This window comes from Vibrio sp. NFR, assembly GCF_027587095.1.
Lineage (GTDB): Bacteria > Pseudomonadota > Gammaproteobacteria > Enterobacterales > Vibrionaceae > Vibrio > Vibrio harveyi.
The window spans coordinates 273,719-296,860 of sequence record NZ_JAPPTN010000005.1 but is presented as its reverse complement, the minus strand read 5'-3'; the positions used below and the strand labels follow the sequence as shown (position 1 = coordinate 296,860).

Sequence of the window (23,142 nt, the reverse complement as noted above, 5' to 3'; positions counted from 1 at the left end):
AATCGTTTTCGCTTATGTCAAAATGCGCCATCTCAATCGACAAGTCATAACGTAATGAATTTTCAAGCTGCTATTTTTGACATGGATGGTTTACTCCTCGATACGGAACGTGTGTGCATGCGCATTTTCCAAGAAGCGTGTGAAGCACAAAACCTCCCATTCTATAAAGACGTTTACCTTTCAATCATTGGTCGCAATGCAGCCGGCATTGAAGTGATTTTCCGCAAAGCTTATGGGGATGATCTTGACCGCTTACACAAAGAATGGCGCGACCGATACGATGCGGTAGTTAAACACCAAGCCATTCCGGTCAAAGAAGGAGTGATTGAGCTACTTGAATGGTTGAAAGAGCAAGGGTTACCCATTGCTGTTGCCACTTCTACAGCAAAAGAAGTGGCGAAAAAGAAGTTGGAATTGGCAGGTTTGAGCCAGTATTTCGACAACTTAACTACTGGCTGTGAAGTTTCACACGGTAAACCCGATCCAGAAATTTATTTGCTTGCGGCAAGTCGTTTAGACATAGAACCAACCAAATGTCTCGCCTTTGAAGATTCAAATAATGGCGTTCGTGCTGCTGTTGCTGCCAACATGGTAACTTTCCAAATCCCAGACCTCGTTGAACCTTGTGAAGAAGTGCGTGGATTTGGTCATGCGATCGTTCCTTCACTGCACCACGCTCTCGCTGAGTTAAAACAAGGCTAAGCAATTTTTGCTCATTGAATTAACGCAAAACGCTCCAACTTTCGGAGCGTTTTTTGTGAACAAAATTTACCCAACTTTACACTGACATGTGTAGTTCTATTCACAACATTAATGGATAATCGTTCGTATAACCACAAAGAAAAAGAGGATTATCTTATGCTCAACAAAACGCCTTTAACTTGGCAAACTATTGCTTTGCACTGGGTAACTGGACTCGCTTTTATTGGTGTGTTCGCACTTGGTTTATACATGGTGGATTTACCACGCAGCCCAGTAAAATTCGAATGGTACGGGATTCATAAATCGCTAGGCGCTATCCTTTTAGTTATCGCTCTTGCTCGTCTAGTGTGGCGCTTAAAAGAAGGCGCTCTACCACCAGCTTCTAAGATGCCAGCATGGCAAGACAAAGCAGCCAAGGCAGTCCACGGTATTCTACTGTTAGCCACCTTAGCAATGCCTATCTCTGGTATTGCTATGAGTGCTGGCGGTGGTCGAGCTGTTGATATTTTCGGGTGGGTGATCATCGCAGAAGGCGCAGAAACACCTTGGCTGCAAGAGCTTGGCTCAACGATTCATCACTCTGCGGTAGAAGTGCTCATCTTAGTGTTTGTTTTGCACGTTGCTGGCGCTATCAAACACCAAGTGATCGATAAGGATGGCACCATCTCACGTATGCTTGGTCGCAGCTAATCTTCTTAATTTTATAAGAAAAAACGCCACTTAATGCGAATTAAGTGGCGTTTCCATTGAATATTATTCAGGCTACTTTTGCTGTTCTGCCAGTTCAAGCTCCCAATAAGGCGGTTGACCGTAATACTCCGCGAAATAGTCAATAAACGCTCGAACTTTAGGGGCGATCAGGCGAGAGCTCGGGTAGACCGCCCAGATACTCGCATTCATCACTAATGGATAGTCTTGTAATATTTCGACTAACTCACCTTTTTGTAGCTGTTTGTATACGCTCCAAATCGAGTTAATTGAAACCCCAAGCCCATCAATGCAAGCATCACGCATTGCATCACCATTATCGGTTCTAAAGCTGCCAGAAGCGCGCATCGAGTACTGCCCTTCTGGGGTTTCAAATACCCAGTTCTCCAAACCAGCCAAAGTCACACATTCATGATTTACAAGCTCTTCTGGCGATTGAGGTGTGCCATGCTGCGCCAAATACTCCGGTGACGCGACAACAATACGACGATCTGGAGCAAGTTTGCGTGCCACTAGAGACGAGTCTTTCAGCTCGGCAAGGCGAACAGCAACATCGAAGCCACCTTCCACCATGTCGATAATCGAATCGGAGAAGCGAAAATCAATGGTCAACTCTGGGTACTTTGCCATAAACCCTTTAAGTGCTGGCACTAAATGCAAGCGCCCAAAAGATGCAGATGCGGTGACTCGTAACGTCCCTGTTGGCGCCTTGTGACCAACACCTACAGCGCCTCGTGCCGCTTCAACCGTTGCCAACACTTCTTCAGCATGAGGTAAGAATGCCTGCCCCTCTTCTGTTAACGAAACCTTGCGCGTGGTTCGATGTACAAGGCGCACGCCCAAACCTTCTTCCAATTTATTAATATGGGCACTAGCAACCGCAGGAGATAATCCCAGCTCTTGTCCCGCCATACTGATATTGTGGGTCGATGCTAAACGAACGAAAAGTTTTAGATGTTCTATGTTCATTTTATTTTCAACTTATTCTATAAAGTCTGAGGTTATTAATGGCTATTTTCTTCCCACACAATAGTAAAGCATTCAATTTGAAGCAAAGACTATTAGAAGAAACTGATAGGTAAATAGAAATCTAACTCGAAGACTTCTTCGTGATTAAGAAAATGGTTTTTATGATAGTGCACATAAGCAGGTGTCGAACGTTGCTTAAAACCAGAGTTAGGTAACCACTTTTCCAATACCATGCTGATTTGCGGCAAAAGCTCACCATAGACGCCTGTTAATCGGAACACCGCGTGTAAGCCACCTGGAATGGTCATTTGATTCACCACACCACGGTATTTAAGCGGTTTATCAATCGCCATGCACGCGACATAGCGACACTTATCCAGCTCTACCCAAGCAGGGTTGGAATGGTGCAAACCATATTGAGTAGAGAAATCACGCTGCTCAGAGTTCGCCCACGCTTTCAGCACCAGCCACGCATTACGAATCGAACGGTTGTAACCTTCATGTCGAACGTACGCAGCAAAGCGTTGTGGAACTTCAATAATCTTTGGCTCTGGTAGAGTGCGCTTTGCGACTCGATGATACCCTGCTGCCACTTCCGGATCCTTCAAATACGGCTTTTCTGCCACATGAAGGTCATGCTTACGCCATGCTCCTGGAGACAATTCAAACGTCGCTTTAAAAGCACGGCTAAAAGACGACACTGAGCTGAAACCACACTTATTAGCAATTTCCAATACCGACGATTTAGTATCAAACATCAACTGATTTGCTGCGTATTCCATTCGCGTACGACGTATGTATTGATGAATAGACTCACCTACTACATCTTTAAATATACGGTGGAAGTGCTGTTCAGAATACGCCGCTACATCAGCTAGCTCTTTGGCGGATAATTCTCTACTGATGTCTTGATGAATATAGAACAGCACGTCATTGATTCTGGAAACCTGTTGCTGGCTCATAGCTTATCGCTTTACTTAAATAGCATAAATGGACATGTTTAACAGCATAAATGGACACACCTTAGTTAGCAAATCCCATGTACTATCTTTCACATAAAATTAAAAAATACGAGAAACACAACACATGGAAATCGCACAGTCACTGCAACAAGTAAAGTCATCGTACATTCGAGAGATCCTCGCTGCCGCTAGCGATAAAAACGTCATCTCACTTGCTGGTGGTTTGCCAGATGAAAAAACCTTTCCTATCGAGCTGATGAAGCCAACATTAGAGAACTTGGCAAACATGCCTGAAGTTTTCCAATACGGTTCAACGGCAGGCTATGGACCACTACTAAACTTCCTAAACGGTTACTTCAAACTGCCTGAAACACACACTGCGATGATCACTACTGGCTCCCAGCAAGGTTTGGATTTGATCGCACGTGCTTACGTGAATCCAGGTGACAAAGTCGTGATGGAAGCGCCAAGTTACTTAGGTGCCATGCAGGTATTTGGTTTAGTTCAAGCAAACATCGTTACCGTTTCTCAAACAGAATTTGGTCCAAACCTTGATGAGCTCGAGCAATGCTTCGCTAAGCAACAACCAAAGATGTTCTACGCCGTGCCAGATTTCCATAACCCAACAGGTGTTTGCTGGGCACTGGAAACACGCCAAAAGGTTGCGGAGCTTTGTATTCAATACAACGTGGCTTTCATTGAAGATGCACCATACCGCGAGTTACGCTTCTCTGGTGAAGCTCTGCCCTTGGTATCTGACTTCTGCCCACAAAACTCTATCGTGTTGCGTTCTTTCTCTAAGATCGCTTCTCCGGGTTTACGAATCGGTGTTGTAACGGGTAAAACCAGCTACCTAGAGCCACTGATTAAAATCAAACAGGGTGCAGACCTGCATTCTAGCGTGCCTATGCAAGCCCTGTTGCACGGTCTATTGCAACACGATAACTTTGCAACCCACATCTCTACTATTTGTGAGCTATACAAATCGCGCTACGACGTGATGTATGCAGAATTAGAAAAACAGCTTCCGACAAGTTGTGTATTGAAACCGGTTGATGGCGGTATGTTCGTATGGGTGGAGATTCCAGAGTGCGATACGTTTGAGCTAGCGAAGTCATTGCTTGCGAACGGTGTAGCTGTCGTACCGAGCCCAGTGTTCTACCCAGAAGGTTCAGAAGTAAAAGCAGCGCTTCGCTTGAACTTCACCAACGCAACACCTGATGAACTCAGAGTTGCCGTAACCCGTTTAGCTGATGTACTGAACGCGCTGTAATCCGAATTCCCCTTTAGAATCCAATCACCTGCCTTTGGGATGCGAATTAAGTCCCAAAGGCAGCAGTATAAAAAGTTCCCTAAAAAATTTATTTTTTTTCTCTCAAAATCAACTCTCTAGCTTAAGTGTCTGTTTTCGCTTGATCCTCGCACTATCGCAAAAAATAGATCTCGATCACGTATTTGAAGCTTGGAAAAGTTACGTCTATCTTTCAGAAAAAAGACATCGCCCTTGCAGCATCATCTGCGAATTCAAACACTTTTGATCGTGATGGCTTATCACCATCGAAAGTCGAGCTGATACCATCAGCAATGTCGTCTTGTGAAGATGAAGATGAACGTGGTGAGGACGCAATTACAACCATTCTGAATGTCGCTATACCAATCCGCGATTGGTCTTATACACGTCGGCTTAGCGCATCATATTACAGAGGGGTTTATCAGGATGAACAATCGACCATCGAAAGGACTCGTCGTCACGGGCTTGTCCGCCATGCTTTCTCTCGCAGCCATACAAACAGCGCATGCGGGCAATTCACCAAACTGTAGCGACGTACTAGCGGGTAACAAGACCGCCGCTTCTCAGAAAATGACGATATTGCTGGGTGAAGACATCACCAAATCAAATCTAATCACTACTGTTGTCCCAGCAAAAAATAATCCGTTTGTGACCGAAGAGCTTGTCTCTGTCTCTAACAATGTTTCACCAAATGGACCGTTATCCAAGCAGTCATTAGAAGAAATCAAGCAAGTACGAGAAAACATCGAAAAAGCAGGCGTAGAAGTGAGTAAGCTTCAAGGGACTTTTGAAGTAGCGTTTGTGAGCCTTATTGACGGGCACTGCCAGTTCTCAACCAACCAACTCACTACGCATGCAAAAATCGATTTTGACCATTTAGAGGGGTTAACTGCATTTTCAATACCAGCTCTGCTAACAATGGTCGATAAGTCTTATTCGATGGCAGAAAAACGTATTGCTGAAGAAGAAGCGAAGCTCGCAGAAGAAAAGGCGCGCCAAGAAGAAGTAGAACGTGAGAAAGAAAGACAGCAAGAGTTAGCGGCAGCCGCAGCAGCAGCTCGCTATCAAGACCCAAATGTTTTGGTTAAAGTTGAAAAGTTCGATGGCTCCAATGTGACCTTCTCTGTGACTAACCTATCCGCTGATGGTGAACTACAACCAAACTTCAATACGTTTAGGGCATACCAAACAGACAAAGGTGAACTTATCTACAAATCAGAATCCTTGTTGAGCTTAGTGGACAGCGAGGGAAATGGTCTAACAACCGTGGGAATCGCTGAACTCGGTCCAGAAAGCGGAACTGATCTGGTGATTGCTCCGGGAGAAACACGCACTTTCATTACCAGTATCGAGTCGGAAGTCGCATCCGAAATGAAGCTTAGCCTGGAATTTCCTGCGAAGGTGTTGAATACCGACGAAGCATTCTCGGTGTCATTTACTGATGCGGTCGCCATGGCAACGGCGGGCTTGAATTAGATAGCAAAATTGACGATTACACAAAAACAAAAGCAGACCTCAGGTCTGCTTTTATTAGTTCTGGCATTTATACGCGTTAGCGAACATTGTCACTGAGCTCGAAAAACCAAGCGGTTGGTACAAATAAAGAGTGTAGCCCCCCAGTTCAGCAGCTTTGATACGCATTTGGTTCAGCGTTCCCCAAACCATATCTTTGTCCGCATGCAACCAGTAGTCATAGAAGTGACCTTCTGAGCCGATCACTGTACCTAAATGTTGGCAGTTCGCGATTGCGTTTGCGTCATCCCAAATCACTTTAACTTGTTCAGATTCTTGTGTTGGGAACGTCACACAGCCAGTTAATAACGCTGCTAATGCTGCACCAGTCATTAACTTTTTCATAATTTCATCGCCTTAGAATTAAATCGTCTGCGGATTCTATTTATCGTTTAGGCAATGACCAACAAATTATTTTTATGCTTTACATAACCGCTCGTTTAGGAGCTTTCTTAGGCTTCTTTAATGCACGCGCATCGCGAATGTTCAGCGTCATCAATGTTAGGTTCGTGAAACCAGCAAGCAACTCAACCAACTGAACAATATAGAAGGTCGTATCAAACTGATTACTTGCGGCTAAATGCTGCAAATAAATCGCCGCCGGAACCAAAATCAAGATGCCGTTCATCGCAACGAAAGGCATACGCTTTTTCTTTGCCGCTAGAGGTCCTTTTTTCACATTCGGAGCCATCTTTGACCCGGTTATGCCAGCTGCTGCCATAAGAGGGACAACTGCCCAAATCGCGTACGAGATATAAGTTTTAACCGCCAAAATTGTGTGATGATCACCAAACAACTCAACCGCGACTGTACTGGTGAAAAAGCTCATGATGAGCAGGTATGCACTAATAGAGGTGATTCGATGAGCAAAGCTGAGTGTCTTTTTCATAGCGATATTCTCTTTTCATGTTGTTGGGACTCACGGTATAAAAAAGATTACATAACAATCATTGCATACGCAACACTTGCGCCCAAAATAAAATCATTAAAATTTAGCTTAATTAAATGGATTTTTATTAAGTTTATGTTTTAGTTAATAATTTAATAGAAAACATAAATAACTAGGCGATTTGCTTTTTGACCAAATTAGAGTAAAACAGAGGAGTAAGCGGCAAGAGGGACTGAATTTGACTTCGAAAAACAAACTGATCCGTTACCAATCTAAAGAAGTAGCTGACGTATTCAGCAAAGAAGACGAGTTAATCAAGCTTGTTCAATCTGGTCAACTTTCTCAAGTATTACTGTTGTGGCAAGTCAAAAGCCCTACGCTAGTGCTTCCAGCAGGTAAGAAGTGGACAATTTCAGAGCAACTAGAACAAGATCTAGCAGACTCAGGTTGGAGGCTGTTTTCACGTAAAACCGGCGGTGCACCAGTTCCACAGGTTCCGGGGATCATAAACCTCTCTCATATCTACCACTGGTCTGAAGGTCAACCTTACAACATTAAAAAAGCGTATCTCGACTTATGTTCCGTACTCGCCGTGTTTTTTAAACAGTTAGGTGTCAAAGTTGATGTGCACGCTACGCCAAACTCCTATTGTGATGGCGAATACAACTTAAATATTGATGGGAAAAAAGTGGTTGGGACAGCACAACGTGTCTTACTGAAAAAAGGCGGAGGACAAGTAGTGCTCTCTCAAGCCTGTATTCTCATAGATGCTGACGTAGAAAAAATCGTTGAACCAGTAAAGCTATGTAATCGCCTTTGCGGGCATAACGATGATATTCGTGGCGACGTTCATACTCCCCTATTCGACCATATAGAACAAAAACTAAGTGTTGATACGTTGTTTCAAACGCTGACTCAAGCGTTTTTGGATCACGCGAAGCATTGAGTCTATTCGCGATATTCATCAAAAAAGGGAGCATTTGCTCCCTTTTATCATTTATTAAACTCATTAAGTTAAAAACGAACTTCCACTTCAACGCCCTCAATCCATCTCGTTTGCTCTACGGGTTCGTCAAAAGATAATGTGACTTTCAGGTACGCTGGTTGACCCTCAAATGGGCTTTGCAGCTCTTGGGGTAGCTTGTTAACCACTTCAACCGGTCTTGAAACTGTCGCAGATAACTTTTTACCGTCAGGGAAGATGACCTTCGCTTTGGTTCCTTTTTGGCTGTAATCCAGATACTTAGGATTTAAAAATGCGGTAATGTCCGGTGTTACGTTCTGAGCTACCGTCAATAATGGTGCATTCTCTGTAACGCGCTGACCTTCATGAACATGAATATCCAAAACTCGACCACTAAACGGTGCTCTAAACGTCAAGCTCTCTTGTTGGGCACGCTTTACGACAAGCTCTTGCATTAACGCTCGATACTGCTGTGCAACCGGCCCCGCCAATGCCAATTGCTCTCTATCACGTTTGGCATTGATGTAAGCTATTTCTTGGTCGCTCAATTGGCTATCAATGGCATTGCTCACGTTAACTACCGCAGCGTAATCCACTTCTGACACCTGACCTTTCTTTCTAAATTGGTCGTACTTTTGCTGAATTTGTTGCACCTTAGCGAGGCTTGTTTTGGTACTGGCTATCGCTTGCTGGTACAACTCATCAGTACTTTGAACCTTGTTATTGGACAACGAAACCAACTCTTTTTGTAAAAACTCGACTTCTTTGTTTAACGCACTATCTGCCAATAGAATTAAAGACTGCCCCTTGCCTACCTCGTCACCGACATTCGCCGGAATCGGTCCAACAATTGCGGCTTGAGTCGCCGTTATCGTTAATGGATAAGAGGTCACGATACCGGGCGCAGTCACTAGAATCTGCGTCTTAAACAAGTAATAAGCCATAAATAACAGCGGGCTAATGACAATTGCCAAAATCAGATACCAACGAAGTCGATAACCACCACGCTTCGCCTGACCGTAGGCGACTTTCATGCCACTCTCAGATTGTGGTTTGTTCTTTTTATCTAAGTGAAAGTTAACTTTCATACTAAAACTTTTTACCTCGTTTCAATACCCACCAAGGTGCCATGCTAGATTCTTCGTGACTGCGTCTTACTACCTCATTCACCATCGAAAACGCCGTTATTAGACGCATGAAAAACTGATAAACGGGGTATAGAAATAGCCATTTCGTAAATTTTAAGTCTTCTTTTCTTCTCTCAGATACCAGCCCAATATAAACAATAAATATAATTAAAGAGAGAAATAAATACGTTAAGTACAGCAACAGCATTAACGCTAAAACAAATTTAAGCGGATACGCTATAAGCATATACACCGTAAAAATAACAACTAACAAAGGTAATAAGACGTTTTGAACCACACCATAAGCGAGAGTAAATAGAAAATTACCCCACCCCAAAAGAGATGGTGATAATCCTTCATTGTGCTTACGCAAAAATAGGAAAAGCAAATCGCCATCCCACCTTAAACGCTGCATAACTAGCCCTTTTAAGGTATCTGGAACATCGGTATGCCCAATCGCATGTGTGGCAAAAGCTAATTTATTGTTTGGATAGCGTCGCTTATATTGTTTTAAACGCATGGTTAAATCCAAATCTTCTGCAGTATGCGTATCCCAGCCACCCACTTGTTTGAGTAAGTTTTTTCTAAAAGCCCCAAACGCGCCTGAAATATTATTTAATACGCCCCATTTTGCCATCCCAGTTTTGCCTGCTTGCATGGACAACATGTATTCTAAGGACTGCATTTTTGTCAGAATATTGGCGTCATGATTTCTAACCCGTAACGCGCCTCCGCTTGCAATCACATCTTTCGATGTAAATTGTTTCATCATGGTAAACACCATGTCGTTATCAAAGGAGGTATCACCATCGACGTTAATCACAATCTCGCCCTGAGCAACAGATAAACCAGCATTAAGAGTCGACACTCGTCCGCCACGTTGCCACTTTGGAATAACCCGTACTTTGCGATTGCGGACGCCAGCGTGACGCAGTTCTCCGTTCAACGCCGCTTGGTAAGTATCTTGGTTCTGTACCGCACCATCTACGACGGCAAGAATTTCTATGTGACCCGGATACACTTGTTCAACTAAAGTGTCGATGGTGATTCCAATCGCATCCCCTTCGCCATAACAAGTGATGACAAAACTGATCGATGGAAACTGCGTCAATTCAACGTCTTCCTGATCATACGACCATCGAAAAATGCCCGTTAATACCAACAGGTACAAGGGCAGTTCAATAATAATCATGACCGGGAATAGCAGTAGCCACAGCTCTTCATTGTGAAGCAGCATCCCTCGAAGATAATCAAGCAGAACAAGACTATCTTGCAGCATAAATATCACCAACCAGTGTTTCTAACCATACCGCTACGCCATCTTCAATACTTGCTTGAGGAAGTGCCCATGAGAAGACATTGAGCTCAAACTCTTCATCTTCAATTTGGCTTCCCAGTGCCGAGAGTTTGTTCTGCAATACCGATAAGCTAGACGTTTCGGTATTCGGCATGAGCACCAGCAACACATCTTGCTTAAATTGGCAGCAGATATCCGTATCTCTGAATATCTCACTAAGACGCTTAGTCAGTTGATCCATCAAGGAGAAAAGCTTGGCGTCACCGTGCTGCTTTCCGTACTCATCTAAAGATGGAAGGTGTAACCCCAAAAGTAGGTGATGCTCTTTGTGGCGCATAGCCACTTTATTGAGCCACGCGAGTAAGTTCTGGAAGAAACTGTTCTCAACCTTACCTTTGATTGAGAGCTCAGGAGCTTGAGAGGACTTTCCGTGCTGGAATATGTATTCTCCTGCTTCACCTAAACGGTATTGGTAAAGCTTGCGCACAACGAGATCATCAACCTTCATCTTCTCATCACAACTCAAGCATTGGCTCATCGTTGCTGCTTCAACAAAAAGATTAGAGCACTGATTACAAACGTGATTCTCTAGAGGGCGGTCGTAGTCCACACCAATGTGTCTTAGTTGCGTTAAACACTTTGGGCATTCCAACTTACCGCGGCGTTGAAATGACTGCTGCTCACCAACGTGACCACAAGTAAAGCAGTGAAGCGAACTCTGAGACTCAATGTCGATACTGCTACATTGAGGGCAAACTTCAACGTAATTCAAGTGACCGCTGTTGCAATGCGTACAGACACGAATACGATCCATCAGTTGTTCACTTTCTAAAATATCTCGAGCTTTCTCGGACAACACGTAGCGATAGGTTGAGTAAATGTCAGGGTAAAACGCTTCTATCAGTGGATACGTATAAATTGAAGATGATTCAAGGCTTTTCATCGCCGTTAATCTGCGGTTTCTATTTATGCCAAGCCAGCCAATCAGCGGATCTAACGACGTCACCTGAGGTACCGACTCAAGGCGGCTTCGCGAGCTTTGCCATGCTTTATAGGACGTCGTTAAATCAAAAGTGCCATCAGTAACACATCGAGAATATGGTGTTTCAATCGTGGTGTAGACAGCCCAACTCCATCGCTCTTGCTGTTGGTAAAAAGCTTTAAGTATTCCTTCAAGTTGCTTTGGTTCCGAAGCGTTTACACAAAACATACCTCCCATACCAGCAGGCAGTGCCTCTACGTCATTGATATACTCTACATTTTCAAGTTCGTATTCAGTTGGTTTATCCCCGAGCCAATAGAACTTTTCATTCTCAATTAACATGATTATTACTCACACAAATATTAGAACGACCTACTAATTAAAAATATAGAACCTTTACAGATCTTTTTTGAATAATTTAATCGACAGGAACGCAAAAAATGCCTTGAACCCGAACCGCTAAATGACGTGGTCAGGTAAACAGCAGTGAATTTATATAATTTTCAAATCAGGGCGTTACATAGCGGTACTTTCACGCTGGCACGCCGAAGCAGTCAATTAATTGACAGAAAGAATAACGTTGAACTTATAATAAAGAAATGAGGATATATATTTTAAATTAATACGAAGAAACGAGAACATTAAGGAACCTTTATTAAGCAAGCTGAATATCATTTATCTATGTGGTTTATGATCGCTCTTATTACCACTATATCTATTTATTTTAATAGCCGTTTCGGCGTTCAGCATTTAAGCACAGCAATTGGTCTCATTGTTAAGACGATTATTTCTATTTTTTCATCTTCACTTTACACACATGAAATCAATTAGATTAATTCTTAATTTTCAATTACAAAGCGTCGTTTTATCGTTTGCTATATTTTTGCTTTATAAATAGAAAGATAATTTAATTTGCATAACCAAATATTATAAAATAAAAAAGACACCTTTAAATTAATAAGCAACAATTACATTTAGCAACAGCATTCATATCTATGAAATGTGTTGTTAAGCCTCCCTCCTCTATCATCACGACCAAAAATGCCAAAGGTATGAGAGCTCTTCTTCAACGCTCAAATCGCTTGATTAGCTCACTCAATTTCGAAATGAGATCTACCTCAAACATTTATCCATGACGGAAATAGTTGAAGCTAACGCCCAAAAGCCTCAGAATGTCGCACTTTTCGCGTCGCGCATAAAATCGACGCCTTGTTATCAAACTCGACAATTGAGAATCATACATATGGGTTTTACCTCGTTAGGTCTATCTGTTCCAATCCTTAAGGCTATTCAGGAAAAAGGCTACGACACCCCTTCGCCGATTCAGGCTCAAGCAATTCCTGCTGTTTTGGAAGGGAAAGACGTAATGGCAGCAGCACAGACTGGTACAGGTAAAACGGCGGGCTTTACGCTGCCAATTCTTGAACGTCTGTCAAACGGTCCACGCGTACGCGGCAACCACATCCGCGCATTGGTGCTGACACCAACTCGTGAGCTTGCTGCCCAGGTACAAGAAAACGTATTCATGTACAGCCGTCACCTACCTCTAACGAGTGCAGTGGTATTTGGTGGTGTGAAGATCAACCCACAAATGCTTCGCCTGCGTAAAGGTGCAGACGTATTGGTTGCAACACCAGGTCGCCTAATGGACCTATACAACCAAAATGCAGTGAAGTTCGACCAACTAGAAATGCTAGTACTGGACGAAGCAGACCGCATGCTTGACATGGGTTTCATTCGCGACATTCGCAAGATTCTTGAATTGCTACCGAAGCAACGTCAAAACCTATTGTTCTCTGCGACATTCTCAAACGAAATCCGTGAGCTTGCGAAAGGTCTGGTCAACAACCCTGTTGAGATTTCAGTTAACCCAGCAAACTCGACAGCACGCACCGTAGAACAATGCATCTACCCAGCAGACGTGAAGAAGAAAGCACCAATGCTGGTCAAGCTGATCAAAGATGGCGATTGGAAACAAGTATTGGTATTTACCAAAACCAAGCATGGCGCGAACCGCTTAGCCAAGTTCCTAATCGACCAAAAGATTACAGCAGCTGCAATTCACGGCAATAAGAGCCAAGGCGCACGTACTAAAGCTCTAGCTGACTTTAAATCTGGCGAAGTTCGCGTATTAGTCGCAACAGACATCGCTGCGCGCGGTATCGACATTCCTCAGCTTCCTCAAGTGGTTAACTTTGAGCTGCCAAAAGTAGCTGAAGACTACGTTCACCGTATCGGTCGTACCGGTCGTGCTGGTGAAGTGGGTAAAGCGATTTCTTTAGTATGCGCACTTGAAGCATCCGAGTTGTTTGCGATTGAACGTTTAATTCAACAACTGCTGCCTCGTAAAGAACTGGAAGGCTACGCACCAACTAACGTATTGCCAGAGTCGAAGCTTGATACTCGCCCTATCAAGCCAAAGAAACCGAAAAAGCCTAAGAAGCCAAAAGCAGAAGGTGAAAACGGTCAAACAGCTGAGAAGAAAAACAACGGCGGTAACAACAAACCAAAGCGTCGTTTCAACAGCGACAACAAAAATGGCAAGGGCGAAAACAAATCAGGCAAAGGCGGCGCTGGTAAGCCAAAAGGCAACCGTGATGGTCAAGCTCGCACAAACGACAAGCCAAGCGGTAACAAGCCGAATACCAAACAGCCTAATACGAACAAATCAGGCGCAAATAAAAATGGTAACGGTGGTAAACCATCAGGAAACCGCAAGCCTAACAGCGGTAAACCTGAGGGTGCAAAACCTTCAAACGGCAAACCGTCAGGCAACAAGCCATCAGGACAACGTCGCAAGCCACGTCCGCAAGTAGCAAAATAATAAAAAACAGCCCCTCACAATGAGGGGCTGTTTTTTGGGCAGTATGGCGAATAGCAAGCTTAGATTAATGCCATTCCATTTCACCACTTAGCACTTTCGCGCCCAGTTCAAGATCGCCTTCTGTCGCAGCAAACTGTGGGTACTTAGCCTTCATCGCTGCCGAAATCTCGCTTGATGATGGCTTGCTTGACTTTTCTAACGTCTGCTCGATGTCTGCGATGTAGTTTATGGTGAATTGAACACCTTCCACACCTTTCGGCATATCACCAAGGTAGTGTCCCGGAATCACGGTTTTTGGTTTCAGTGCTTTCATGCGCTCCAACGATTGAGACCATTGAGCACGCTCTTGTTTCGACTGAGTGTCCGCCATCCAAACATGAACACCACTGTAAACCGATACACCACCAAATACAGTTTTCTCCGCAGGCACCCAAAGGTAAGCATCATGAGTATTGATTTCTTTTACTTCAATGTGCTTACCTTCAAGCGTCAGAGTGGTGTCATTGAGTACAGTAGGCACAACAATTTTTGATGGTGCCCCCTCTTCCAAAATAGGTCCCCAGTACGCCAGTTTCGCGTCTTTTGTTCGTTCGATATGTTTAACAACCGCTTCGCTCGCAACCACTTTTACATCAGGGAATGCAGCAACAATAGGCTCTAAGCCAAAATAATAGTCTGGGTCACCGCTGCTGATGTAAATCATCGACAGCTCTTTGCCACTGTTTTTAATCTGTTCCACCAATTTTTTTCCGTCTTTGACGCTAAATTGTGCGTCAAACAACATCAGCTCTTTTTCACCAGAAACAAGCACAGAGCTTGCAGGAAAGATCGCATTTTCACCGGGGTTGTAGTGGGTAATCGTTAAGTCCGCAGCCGACACATAGTTCGATGCCGCTAGTGCTGTAATCAGTAGAGTAATTGAACGCTTATTCATCATCTTATTCCGTATTAGAGAACCAACTCATGCGGCTCGTTTAGTGTTGAGGTCATCTTATTTGATTGGTTTTAGATGAAATAGACAGCAAATTAACTTTCACTGTTGCGAAATCCGGACATATACTGTGACGGCGATTTTCTTAAGGTGAAGCAACAGAATGGACAGACTTGAGGCAATGAACGTCTTTGTCACGATCGTAGAGCGAGGAAGCTTAAGTGCTGCCGCTGAGCATCTCGATCTTTCGCGAACTAAAGTGACACGTTATTTAGGTGAGCTCGAAAAGTGGATGGATACTCGTTTACTCCACCGCACAACTCGAAGCCTCAGCTTAACCAGTGCAGGTAAAGAGACGCTTGAGATTGCACGAGAGCTACTTGCACTTGAAGAGTCCCTAAGCGGAATCCGAAACCAAAATCGAGTGAATCTAAAAGGTCAATTGCGTATTACCGCAAGCTATTCCATTGTGAGTAGCTTCCTCATTGATGCAATCACAAGCTTTGTTGAACAATGGCCAGATGTGGCGATTGATATTGTGTCGACAGATGAAACCGTAAACCTTGTGGAATCACGTATTGATCTTGCCATACGCATCACCAATGAGTTACCTGCTAATGTCGTAGCAAAGCAATTAGGTGAATGCCGCTCGGTGATATGTGCGTCCCCCAAATATATCGAACAAAAAGGCGCACCGTTAAACGCACAAGATCTAGGACACCACAATTGTCTTTCCTTTAGCTATTTTGGTCGTTCCGAGTGGATATTCTCTGGACCAAACGGTGATGAATCAGTCTCCATCAAAGGCAATATCAGCGCGAATACCCCAGAAGTACTGCTTGCTGCCGCTTTAAATGGTAACGGAATCAGCTTACAGCCTTTCCCAACCGTGAAGGATTTGCTCACTGAGGGTAAGTTGATTCAGCTGTTACCAGAATGGCACCCAAAAACGTTAGGCGTTCATGCCATCTATGGCACACGTAAACAAGTCACACCGTTATTAAGAGCCTTTATCGATCATCTCTCCATTAGCATGTCGGAATCCAAGCGCTGGTGAGCACTTTTCCGCAAACGTCCTAACCTTACTCTCAACCTGTGTTAGTCTAGCGAAATCCGTGACTAAGATAGGTTGAGACGTCATCATGACATACGATGAATTTAATCAATTCTGTGGCTCATTCGCTGCTACTTCTCATGTTGTTCAATGGGGTGATGCGCACGTTTGGAAAGTCGGTGGAAAGGTATTTGCTATTGGTGGCTGGAGTAAAGACAAGCAGCCTGCATTTACGTTTAAAGCTTCCCCTTTAAACTTCGATTTTTTAAGTGATTATGAGGGTTATATTCCTGCCCCTTATTTCGCAAACCGTGGTATGAAGTGGATTCAACAAACGGAAACCTCCGGACGCCTAGACGAAGAGCTAAAGTACTATTTATCAGAATCTTATCGATTAGTTGCACTTGGCTTGAGTAAGCGAAAACGCGATGAATTGGGCATTGAGCTGCCACCAGCCAAATCTTAAGGGTGAACATGGAAGATCTTGTTCAATTATTGCTCGCCGACCCTGAGCGTATGAAAGCAATGGAATGTGCTCGCTCACTGGCTTTACCAGATTGCTACATTGCTGCAGGCTTCGTACGAAATCTAGTTTGGGACCATCTTCATCACAAACCGCAGCCAACCCCACTCAATGACCTTGATATTGTCTACTTCGACCCAAATGAAATAGATGACAAGGCGGCGTTGATTTATGAAGCCCAGTTAACTGCAATGATGCCAGAGTTCAACTGGCAAGTACGCAATCAAGCAAACATGCACCTAAAAAATGGTGATAAGCCATACCAAAATACCTTGGATGCGATGAGTTACTGGCCAGAAAAAGAGACGGCGGTTGCTGCCAGATTGAACGAAAAGAACCAGATAGAGTGCATTTCAGCGTTCGGATTTGAGTCTTTGTTTAGAGGTTACCTGACTTGGAATCCAGAACGACCATTAGTTTTATTTCGACAGCGATTAACTCAGAAAAATTGGCTAACCATTTGGCCAAACCTAAAACTTGTACTCAAGTAACCTCAAGGTTCTCGGATATATATACCCAAGTGACTTCAAGATGCAGGATTCAGAGCGTAGTCATTGATTCGAGGTCAAGGAAAACAACGCAGCGTAATAGCCAGCTCTTTCCAAGTTGTATGACGCAGAAGTCGAGTCAATGACACGCTCCCAAAGGGCGAGTTGTCTTGGTTTGTATACTTTGTTGTCGATTCTTGATTTAGACCCACTAGACCTTTAAATCGCCGCCGCGTCTACAAACCAAGTCATTCTCGCTGAACCTAGCATCTCGAGGTTACTTGGGTATAAACCAAATAAAAAGGACTTTATCTTTATGATCACTTGCTATGTTCGTTATGTCATTGATGCAAAAAAAACCAAAGAGTTTGAAGAGTACGCAAAAATGTGGATTCCGTTAGTAGAGAAATTTGGCGGACAACACAACGGCTACTATCTTCCATCTGAAGGTGCTAACAATATTGCACTGGCATTATTTACATTCCCAAGCCTCGCGGCGTATGAGGAATACCGAGAAAAGTCGCTCAACGATGAAGAGTGCATCCAAGCCTTTAAGTTCGCGGAAGAGACCGACTGTGTATTGAGTTACGAACGCAGCTTCTTCAGACCTGTTTTTAGCTAACTCAGCCACACCGCACTTGATGCCAATATTCTTAAAAGCGCTGTGTTAATAATCTCTAACCTCAGTATGATGCAGCCTTTCCATGCGACACATCGAAACGTTCGCCTCATTAAAATTGAGTGTGAAAACGCTCAATCAAGAAATCCAAAAACAAACGAAGTCGCTTGGGTTGATACTGGCGGCTCAGGTAAATCACGTTCAAATCCGCACCTGCAGAAGAGGTCGATGCGTTGAAGTTCTTCATATAGCCATTTAATACCGTCACTAAACGCTGCTGTTTGATGTCCTCTTGTACATCGAGAATCGATTTCAACGCAATACCCGCGCCATCTAACGCCCACTGACGAATCACTTCGCCATCATCAGAAAAACGCTTCGGTACGACAGTAACAACATTGTGCTGCTCTTCATCTTGAAAGTGCCATGTTTTCAACTCTTCATTGCTGCGAACCATGGCTAAACAATCGTGATGTGCTAAATCTTGTGGCGTGATCGGCGTGCCTTTCTTTGCCAAATACTGAGGAGAAGCACAAAGCACTCGGCGACTGGACGCCAGTTTGCGAGAGATAAGGTTGCTGTCGGCTAGCTCCCCATATCGGATAACGATGTCCAAACCGGACTCAGCTAAGTTGGATAAGTTATCGTTCAAATACAGATAAGGGATCACATCGGGATAGAGCTGACTAAATTCCGACAGTATTGGCGAAATGTATTGCTTTCCAATATCACGAGGAGCCGAGATTTTAAGTGTGCCGCGCACTTCTTTGGTGCCAGTTTGGAGTAAGTTCTCCGTCTCTTTGACGCTGTCGATGATTTCCAAGCATGCCTGATGGTACATAGCGCCAGAGTCCGTCAGTGAGATATGCCTTGTACTGCGATTAAGTAATTTCACCCCATAGCGATCTTCCAGCGACTGCAATCTTGCCGTTACTGTTGCTGGCGATAAGCCGAGTTCTCTGCCAGCCGCCGCCAACCCTTGGTTCTTCACTATGCTGACAAACAGCGTCATATCCGAAAACTTGTCCACATTCCCTCCTTAAACTTCATTATTCATCTGAGCTGAATAATCAATTCAAATATTACTCAATTATCAAATTTATTCCAATCAATATACTGACTCCATCGAAACGAGATTGGAGAAACAAATCATGACAACAGAAAAAACCATTTATGTCGTACTGGGTGGCACATCAGGTATTGGCGCTGAACTTAGCCAACAACTTGCGAGCGACAATGCGGTTGTCCACGTAGCAAGCCGCAAAACAGGGTTAGACATCAGCGATGAACAGTCGGTTTACCACTACTTCGAAACTATTGGTGCTTTTGACCACCTGATCGTCACAGCAGGTTCTTATGCTCCAGCAGGCAAAGTGGTGGATGTAGAAGTTTCCCAAGCAAAATACGCGTTCGATACCAAATTTTGGGGCGCCATCAACGCAGCGAAACATGGAGCACGCTACATCAAGAAAGGCGGATCAATCACGCTAACTTCCGGCATGTTATCGCGCAAAGTTGTTGCTAACACCTACGTAAAAACCGCGATTAACGCTGCCATTGAAGCAACCACAAAAGTACTGGCGAAAGAACTGGCTCCGATCAGAGTGAATGCAGTCAGCCCAGGTTTGACCAAAACTGAGGCGTATCAAGGCATGAACGAAGACGACAGAAATGCCATGTACAAACGCACACAAAATAGCTTACCAGTGGGCAAAGTTGGCGAAGCCAGTGACGTTGCAAAAGCTTACCTACTTCTGATTGAAAACAACTATATGACCGGTGCCGTGATTGATGTCGATGGTGGCGCACTGCTTGGCTAACAACACACATTTGGATAACAACAAATAAAAACAAGGTGCCAGAGCAAGAAAAAAGCATGGCACCAATGGGTTAAAACTAATTAAAAAAAGAGACTCCCCCATGAATAAAGAAAAAATGCCGCTGCAGGTATGGATCTTAACACTTGCAGCTTTTGCTATCGGTACCGCAGAATTTGTTATTGCAGGAATCCTTCCTCAAGTCGCCAACTCTTTGTCCATCACGGAAGGACAAGCCGGTTACCTAATCAGTGCCTACGCACTTGCCATTGTATTTGGCGGTCCGCTACTTACGATTTACTTAGCACGCTTTAACAAGAAAGCCGTACTGGCTGGGCTAATGGTGCTGTTTATTCTCGGCAACGTGTTGTCCGCTTTCGCGCCGAACTACTTTGTATTGATGGTCAGCCGAGTGATCACAGGTTTAGTTCAAGGTCCTTTCTACGGCATCGGTGCCGTGGTCGCGACCAATTTGGTTTCAGAAAAAATGGCAGGTCGTGCGGTCGGACAAATGTTCGCGGGCTTAACGCTGGCTAACGTTTTAGGTGTGCCTGGCGGTACCTGGATTGGCTTGCAATTCGGCTGGCACACCACTTTCTTGACCGTTGCAGCTTTTGGTTTAGTGGCTCTGTTTTTTATCACTTCAGTGATCAAATCCACCGGTCATGGCGAAGCAAAAGATGTCAAAGCGCAATTAGCTGCGTTCAAAAACCCAATGCTACTTATCAGCCTTGCGATCACCGTATTTGCTTGGTCGGGGTTCATGACTCTGTATGGCTACATCGCCCCTATCGCCATGCACATCACTGGCTTTGGTGAAAGTGCCGTAACTTGGATTCTGGTTATCGTTGGTGTCGGTCTGATTGTTGGTAACACTATGGGTGGTCGTTCATCGGATAAAAACCTACAAAAAGCATCTATGTTCTGGGCTATCGCGATGATTGTGTCACTCGTACTGGTCGGAATCACTGTAGACAGCAAAGTGCTGTTCATTGCCACCGCCTTTGTATTTGGTATTGCGTCATTCGCCAACGTACCAGCAATGCAGCTTCGAGTAATGAACCACGGTGGTGAAGGTCAGGAATTAGCAGCGACGGCAAACATCTCGGCGTTCAACTTAGCTAATGCCTTTGGCGGTTTCTTAGGCGGCATGGTGCTCGATAGCCAAATGGGCGCAAGCATGATCCCTTACGCAGCCATCATTGTTCCACTGATTGGTTTGCTATTCATCGCCAAGGCAAACCGCAAAGAAAGCAAACAGGCTGAGTTAGCTCCGAGCTTCAACAACTAATGTCATCCCTACAGGTAGCCCTGACTTAACGCTTCTCGAGCAAGCGGGGCTACCCAATACGAATCACCAGGAAAATACTATGAAACTCTACATTTACGAACATTGCCCATTCAGTGCTCGCGTCCGCTACGTTGCTGGCATGCTGAATATCCAACTCGACGTCATCAATATTGCTTATGACGACGATAAAACCACAACAGACCTGATTGGAACCAAGCAAGTGCCACTTCTTATCAAAGACAACGGTGAAGCGATGGCAGAAAGTCTCGATATCATCGCTTACTTCCTTGAACTGGCAACATCAAGTGAAACAAGCCAACCGTCGCAAGCGGTGTTGGATTGGCAAAAAATCGCGTTCCTTCCATTACAAAAAGTGGGTTACCCACGTTGGTCAAACATGGATTTGCCAGAGTTTGCCACTCAGTCTGCACAACAAGCTTGGCGCGCAAAAAAGGAAACGGATGCACTCAATTTTGATGCACTTCTGCAAGACACACCAAACATTGCCAAAGAGATCGAAGCGCTCATTGAACGTGCGAAAAGCGTGTTGAATCTCGACTCTTATCAGCATGTGACTTTGGTAGACGAAGCGATCCTATTTTCTATTTTGCGCGGGTTCTTCAGCGCCGCAGAAATCCAATGGGACAACGCTGTGAAAGATTGGATGGAATCTGTAAGCAACAAAACCCAAGTACCACTAGTTAAGTAAGGAATCGAGCATGAGCAAACTATTTGAACCAACACAGCTGAAACAACTAACTCTGCAAAACCGCGTAGCCATGGCTCCAATGACCCGAGCGCGCACTAGCCAACCGGGAAACATTCCAAACCAAATGATGGCGACTTACTACAAGCAGCGCGCTACCGCAGGGTTAATCATCTCTGAAGCCACCCAGATTTCAGACGATTCGCAGGGTTACTCATTCACACCAGGCGTCTACACTGATGAACAAGTGGCAGGCTGGAAAACCGTCACTCAAGCAGCAAAAGAGCAAGGCGCAGCTATGTTTTGTCAGTTGTGGCATGTCGGTCGTGTATCACACCCAACATTCCAAAAAGGCGAACAGCCTATTGCCCCATCAGCACTAAAACCCGTAGAAACCCAAGTGTGGATTGCCGACGAGCAAGGCAACGGCAACATGGTCGATTGTGTAGAGCCACGAGCGATGACTCAAGCCGATATTGACCGTGTGGTAAGTGATTTTGCCCATGCAGCGAAACGTGCGATTGAAGCAGGCTTCGATGGCGTCGAAATCCACGGCGGTAATGGTTACCTGATTGACCAGTTCCTACGTACCAATTCAAACCACAGAACCGACAACTACGGCGGTACTCGCGAAAACCGACTTCGCTTTTTATTAGAAGTGGTCGATGCGGTGAGCGAAGCCATTGGTGCCAACAAAGTAGGAGTACGACTCGCACCTTTCATCACTTTCAAGGACATGAACTGCCCAGATATTGTGCCAACCATCCTCGATGCATCGAAACAACTTCAAGCTCGTGATATTGCGTACTTACACCTGTCTGAAGCGGATTGGGACGACGCACCAGTGATTCCAGAAAGCTTCCGCATCGAACTGCGCGAATACTTCACCAACACGATTATCGTCGCAGGCAGTTACACCCAAGAGCGTGCTGACGAGGTACTTGAGAAAGGTTATGCGGATTTAGTCGCGTTTGGACGCCCGTTTGTGTCTAACCCAGACTTGGTGGCGCGCTTACAGCACCAACAACCTCTGGCAGAACTGGATGGCTCCACACTCTTTGGTGGTAATGAACACGGCTATACAGATTATCCGGCGCTTGGTTGAGAGGCTTTACCCGCTTCTGGTAACGATTCATAGCGTGCCGTATTTCTCAGATTAATCAGTTGCTATCCCATAAAAAGAAAAGAGCAACACAGCTCAACGTTTTCTTAAGTTTGAGTGTAATAAACTGGCTGCATATTCAGAATGCAAATTTAGGAGAACGCTCGTGTCTGATGAAAAAACAAAACAGGAAGTGACGGTTGTTGATATTAAAATGCCATTTATGTCGATGGTGATCTTTATGGTCAAGTTCGCTATCGCTTCAATTCCTGCAATGATCATCCTAGGTATTATTTTCAGTATCTTAGGGGCGCTTTTCGGTGGGATGTTCCACGGTATAGGTCACATGTAACCGACTAATCCACAGATAAAAACACTCTCCAT

General features: G+C 44.5%; 24 protein-coding genes. 15 read left to right on the top strand and 9 right to left on the bottom strand.

The genetic code is table 11. The features are described 5' to 3' along the window. Positions 1 to 54 precede the first annotated feature (54 nt). Together OH463_RS12115 and OH463_RS12110 are read left to right on the top strand one after the other, a co-directional pair. On the top strand, positions 55 to 702 hold the full coding sequence (locus OH463_RS12115; RefSeq protein ID WP_017188655.1) for an HAD family hydrolase: 648 nt from the start codon (positions 55 to 57) through the stop codon (positions 700 to 702). 156 nt (positions 703 to 858) lie between these two features. Continuing rightward, on the top strand, positions 859 to 1,392 hold the full coding sequence (locus OH463_RS12110; protein ID WP_017819366.1) for a cytochrome b: 534 nt from the start codon (positions 859 to 861) through the stop codon (positions 1,390 to 1,392). 72 nt (positions 1,393 to 1,464) lie between these two features. On the opposite strand, the gene OH463_RS12105 is transcribed toward OH463_RS12110, so the two are convergent. Continuing rightward, entirely contained in the window at positions 1,465 to 2,379 is a 915-nt protein-coding gene (locus tag OH463_RS12105; protein WP_005451346.1) for a LysR family transcriptional regulator, read from the bottom strand. Between the two features lie 92 nt (positions 2,380 to 2,471). Further along, positions 2,472 to 3,341: an AraC family transcriptional regulator gene (locus tag OH463_RS12100; RefSeq protein ID WP_009697173.1), complete on the bottom strand. Its 870-nt coding sequence runs from the start codon at positions 3,339 to 3,341 to the stop codon at positions 2,472 to 2,474. Positions 3,342 to 3,465: 124 nt separating this feature from the next. On the opposite strand from OH463_RS12100, the gene OH463_RS12095 reads away from it, so the two are divergent. Together OH463_RS12095 and OH463_RS12090 are read left to right on the top strand one after the other, a co-directional pair. Continuing rightward, a complete protein-coding gene (locus OH463_RS12095; protein WP_005451342.1) occupies positions 3,466 to 4,614 on the top strand; it encodes an aminotransferase-like domain-containing protein in 1,149 nt (382 codons plus the stop codon). A gap of 444 nt (positions 4,615 to 5,058) precedes the next feature. After that, positions 5,059 to 6,108: a hypothetical protein gene (locus tag OH463_RS12090; RefSeq protein WP_005451340.1), complete on the top strand. Its 1,050-nt coding sequence runs from the start codon at positions 5,059 to 5,061 to the stop codon at positions 6,106 to 6,108. Between the two features lie 54 nt (positions 6,109 to 6,162). On the opposite strand, the gene OH463_RS12085 is transcribed toward OH463_RS12090, so the two are convergent. Further along, a complete protein-coding gene (locus tag OH463_RS12085; protein ID WP_269991314.1) occupies positions 6,163 to 6,489 on the bottom strand; it encodes a DUF4156 domain-containing protein in 327 nt (108 codons plus the stop codon). A 79-nt stretch (positions 6,490 to 6,568) separates the two neighbouring features. Further along, positions 6,569 to 7,033, bottom strand: coding sequence for a hypothetical protein (locus OH463_RS12080; protein ID WP_050921185.1), 465 nt, complete (start codon positions 7,031 to 7,033; stop codon positions 6,569 to 6,571). Positions 7,034 to 7,271: 238 nt separating this feature from the next. On the opposite strand from OH463_RS12080, the gene OH463_RS12075 reads away from it, so the two are divergent. Further along, complete coding sequence (locus OH463_RS12075; protein ID WP_269991307.1) at positions 7,272 to 7,979, top strand: lipoate--protein ligase family protein; 708 nt, start codon at positions 7,272 to 7,274, stop codon at positions 7,977 to 7,979. A gap of 68 nt (positions 7,980 to 8,047) precedes the next feature. Here OH463_RS12075 and OH463_RS12070 read toward each other — a convergent pair whose 3' ends face one another. From OH463_RS12070 to OH463_RS12060, 3 genes are read right to left on the bottom strand one after another with little or no spacing between them, the layout of a single operon-like run. Next, positions 8,048 to 9,085: an HlyD family secretion protein gene (locus OH463_RS12070; protein ID WP_009697177.1), complete on the bottom strand. Its 1,038-nt coding sequence runs from the start codon at positions 9,083 to 9,085 to the stop codon at positions 8,048 to 8,050. A 1-nt stretch (position 9,086) separates the two neighbouring features. Beyond that, positions 9,087 to 10,403: a glycosyltransferase family 2 protein gene (locus tag OH463_RS12065; protein WP_017819371.1), complete on the bottom strand. Its 1,317-nt coding sequence runs from the start codon at positions 10,401 to 10,403 to the stop codon at positions 9,087 to 9,089. Beyond that, a complete protein-coding gene (locus tag OH463_RS12060; protein ID WP_252045614.1) occupies positions 10,390 to 11,745 on the bottom strand; it encodes a diguanylate cyclase domain-containing protein in 1,356 nt (451 codons plus the stop codon). Before OH463_RS12060 ends, OH463_RS12065 begins: the two co-directional genes overlap by 14 nt. Positions 11,746 to 12,646: 901 nt before the next feature. On the opposite strand from OH463_RS12060, the gene OH463_RS12055 reads away from it, so the two are divergent. Then, complete coding sequence (locus OH463_RS12055; protein WP_269991306.1) at positions 12,647 to 14,227, top strand: DEAD/DEAH box helicase; 1,581 nt, start codon at positions 12,647 to 12,649, stop codon at positions 14,225 to 14,227. A 64-nt stretch (positions 14,228 to 14,291) separates the two neighbouring features. Here the strand turns inward: OH463_RS12055 and OH463_RS12050 are convergent, their stop codons facing one another. Further along, positions 14,292 to 15,161, bottom strand: a complete 870-nt coding sequence (locus OH463_RS12050) for a Vmh family MBL fold metallo-hydrolase (protein WP_009697181.1) — start codon at positions 15,159 to 15,161, stop codon at positions 14,292 to 14,294. Positions 15,162 to 15,321: 160 nt separating this feature from the next. On the opposite strand from OH463_RS12050, the gene OH463_RS12045 reads away from it, so the two are divergent. The 4 genes from OH463_RS12045 (at position 15,322) to OH463_RS12030 (ending at position 17,845) form a co-directional block, all read left to right on the top strand. After that, positions 15,322 to 16,215, top strand: coding sequence for a LysR family transcriptional regulator (locus OH463_RS12045; protein ID WP_009697182.1), 894 nt, complete (start codon positions 15,322 to 15,324; stop codon positions 16,213 to 16,215). 85 nt (positions 16,216 to 16,300) lie between these two features. Beyond that, on the top strand, positions 16,301 to 16,678 hold the full coding sequence (locus OH463_RS12040) for an MmcQ/YjbR family DNA-binding protein (RefSeq protein ID WP_005451324.1): 378 nt from the start codon (positions 16,301 to 16,303) through the stop codon (positions 16,676 to 16,678). Positions 16,679 to 16,686: 8 nt separating this feature from the next. Next, complete coding sequence (locus OH463_RS12035) at positions 16,687 to 17,226, top strand: nucleotidyltransferase family protein (protein ID WP_269991305.1); 540 nt, start codon at positions 16,687 to 16,689, stop codon at positions 17,224 to 17,226. Between the two features lie 313 nt (positions 17,227 to 17,539). Then, positions 17,540 to 17,845 (top strand): NIPSNAP family protein, encoded by a 306-nt coding sequence (locus OH463_RS12030; protein WP_017188647.1) that lies wholly within the window; start codon positions 17,540 to 17,542, stop codon positions 17,843 to 17,845. 109 nt (positions 17,846 to 17,954) lie between these two features. Here the strand turns inward: OH463_RS12030 and OH463_RS12025 are convergent, their stop codons facing one another. After that, positions 17,955 to 18,872 (bottom strand): LysR family transcriptional regulator, encoded by a 918-nt coding sequence (locus tag OH463_RS12025; protein ID WP_005451321.1) that lies wholly within the window; start codon positions 18,870 to 18,872, stop codon positions 17,955 to 17,957. Positions 18,873 to 18,993: 121 nt separating this feature from the next. On the opposite strand from OH463_RS12025, the gene OH463_RS12020 reads away from it, so the two are divergent. From OH463_RS12020 to OH463_RS12000, 5 genes are all read left to right on the top strand, one after another. Next, complete coding sequence (locus tag OH463_RS12020) at positions 18,994 to 19,662, top strand: SDR family oxidoreductase (RefSeq protein WP_050940676.1); 669 nt, start codon at positions 18,994 to 18,996, stop codon at positions 19,660 to 19,662. A 100-nt stretch (positions 19,663 to 19,762) separates the two neighbouring features. Further along, entirely contained in the window at positions 19,763 to 20,950 is a 1,188-nt protein-coding gene (locus tag OH463_RS12015; RefSeq protein WP_005451319.1) for an MFS transporter, read from the top strand. Positions 20,951 to 21,029: 79 nt separating this feature from the next. Further along, entirely contained in the window at positions 21,030 to 21,659 is a 630-nt protein-coding gene (locus OH463_RS12010) for a GrxB family glutaredoxin (protein ID WP_269991304.1), read from the top strand. A 10-nt stretch (positions 21,660 to 21,669) separates the two neighbouring features. Then, positions 21,670 to 22,761, top strand: coding sequence for an alkene reductase (locus OH463_RS12005; protein WP_005451315.1), 1,092 nt, complete (start codon positions 21,670 to 21,672; stop codon positions 22,759 to 22,761). A gap of 163 nt (positions 22,762 to 22,924) precedes the next feature. Then, positions 22,925 to 23,110, top strand: coding sequence for a hypothetical protein (locus tag OH463_RS12000; RefSeq protein ID WP_009697189.1), 186 nt, complete (start codon positions 22,925 to 22,927; stop codon positions 23,108 to 23,110). Positions 23,111 to 23,142: the final 32 nt, after the last annotated feature.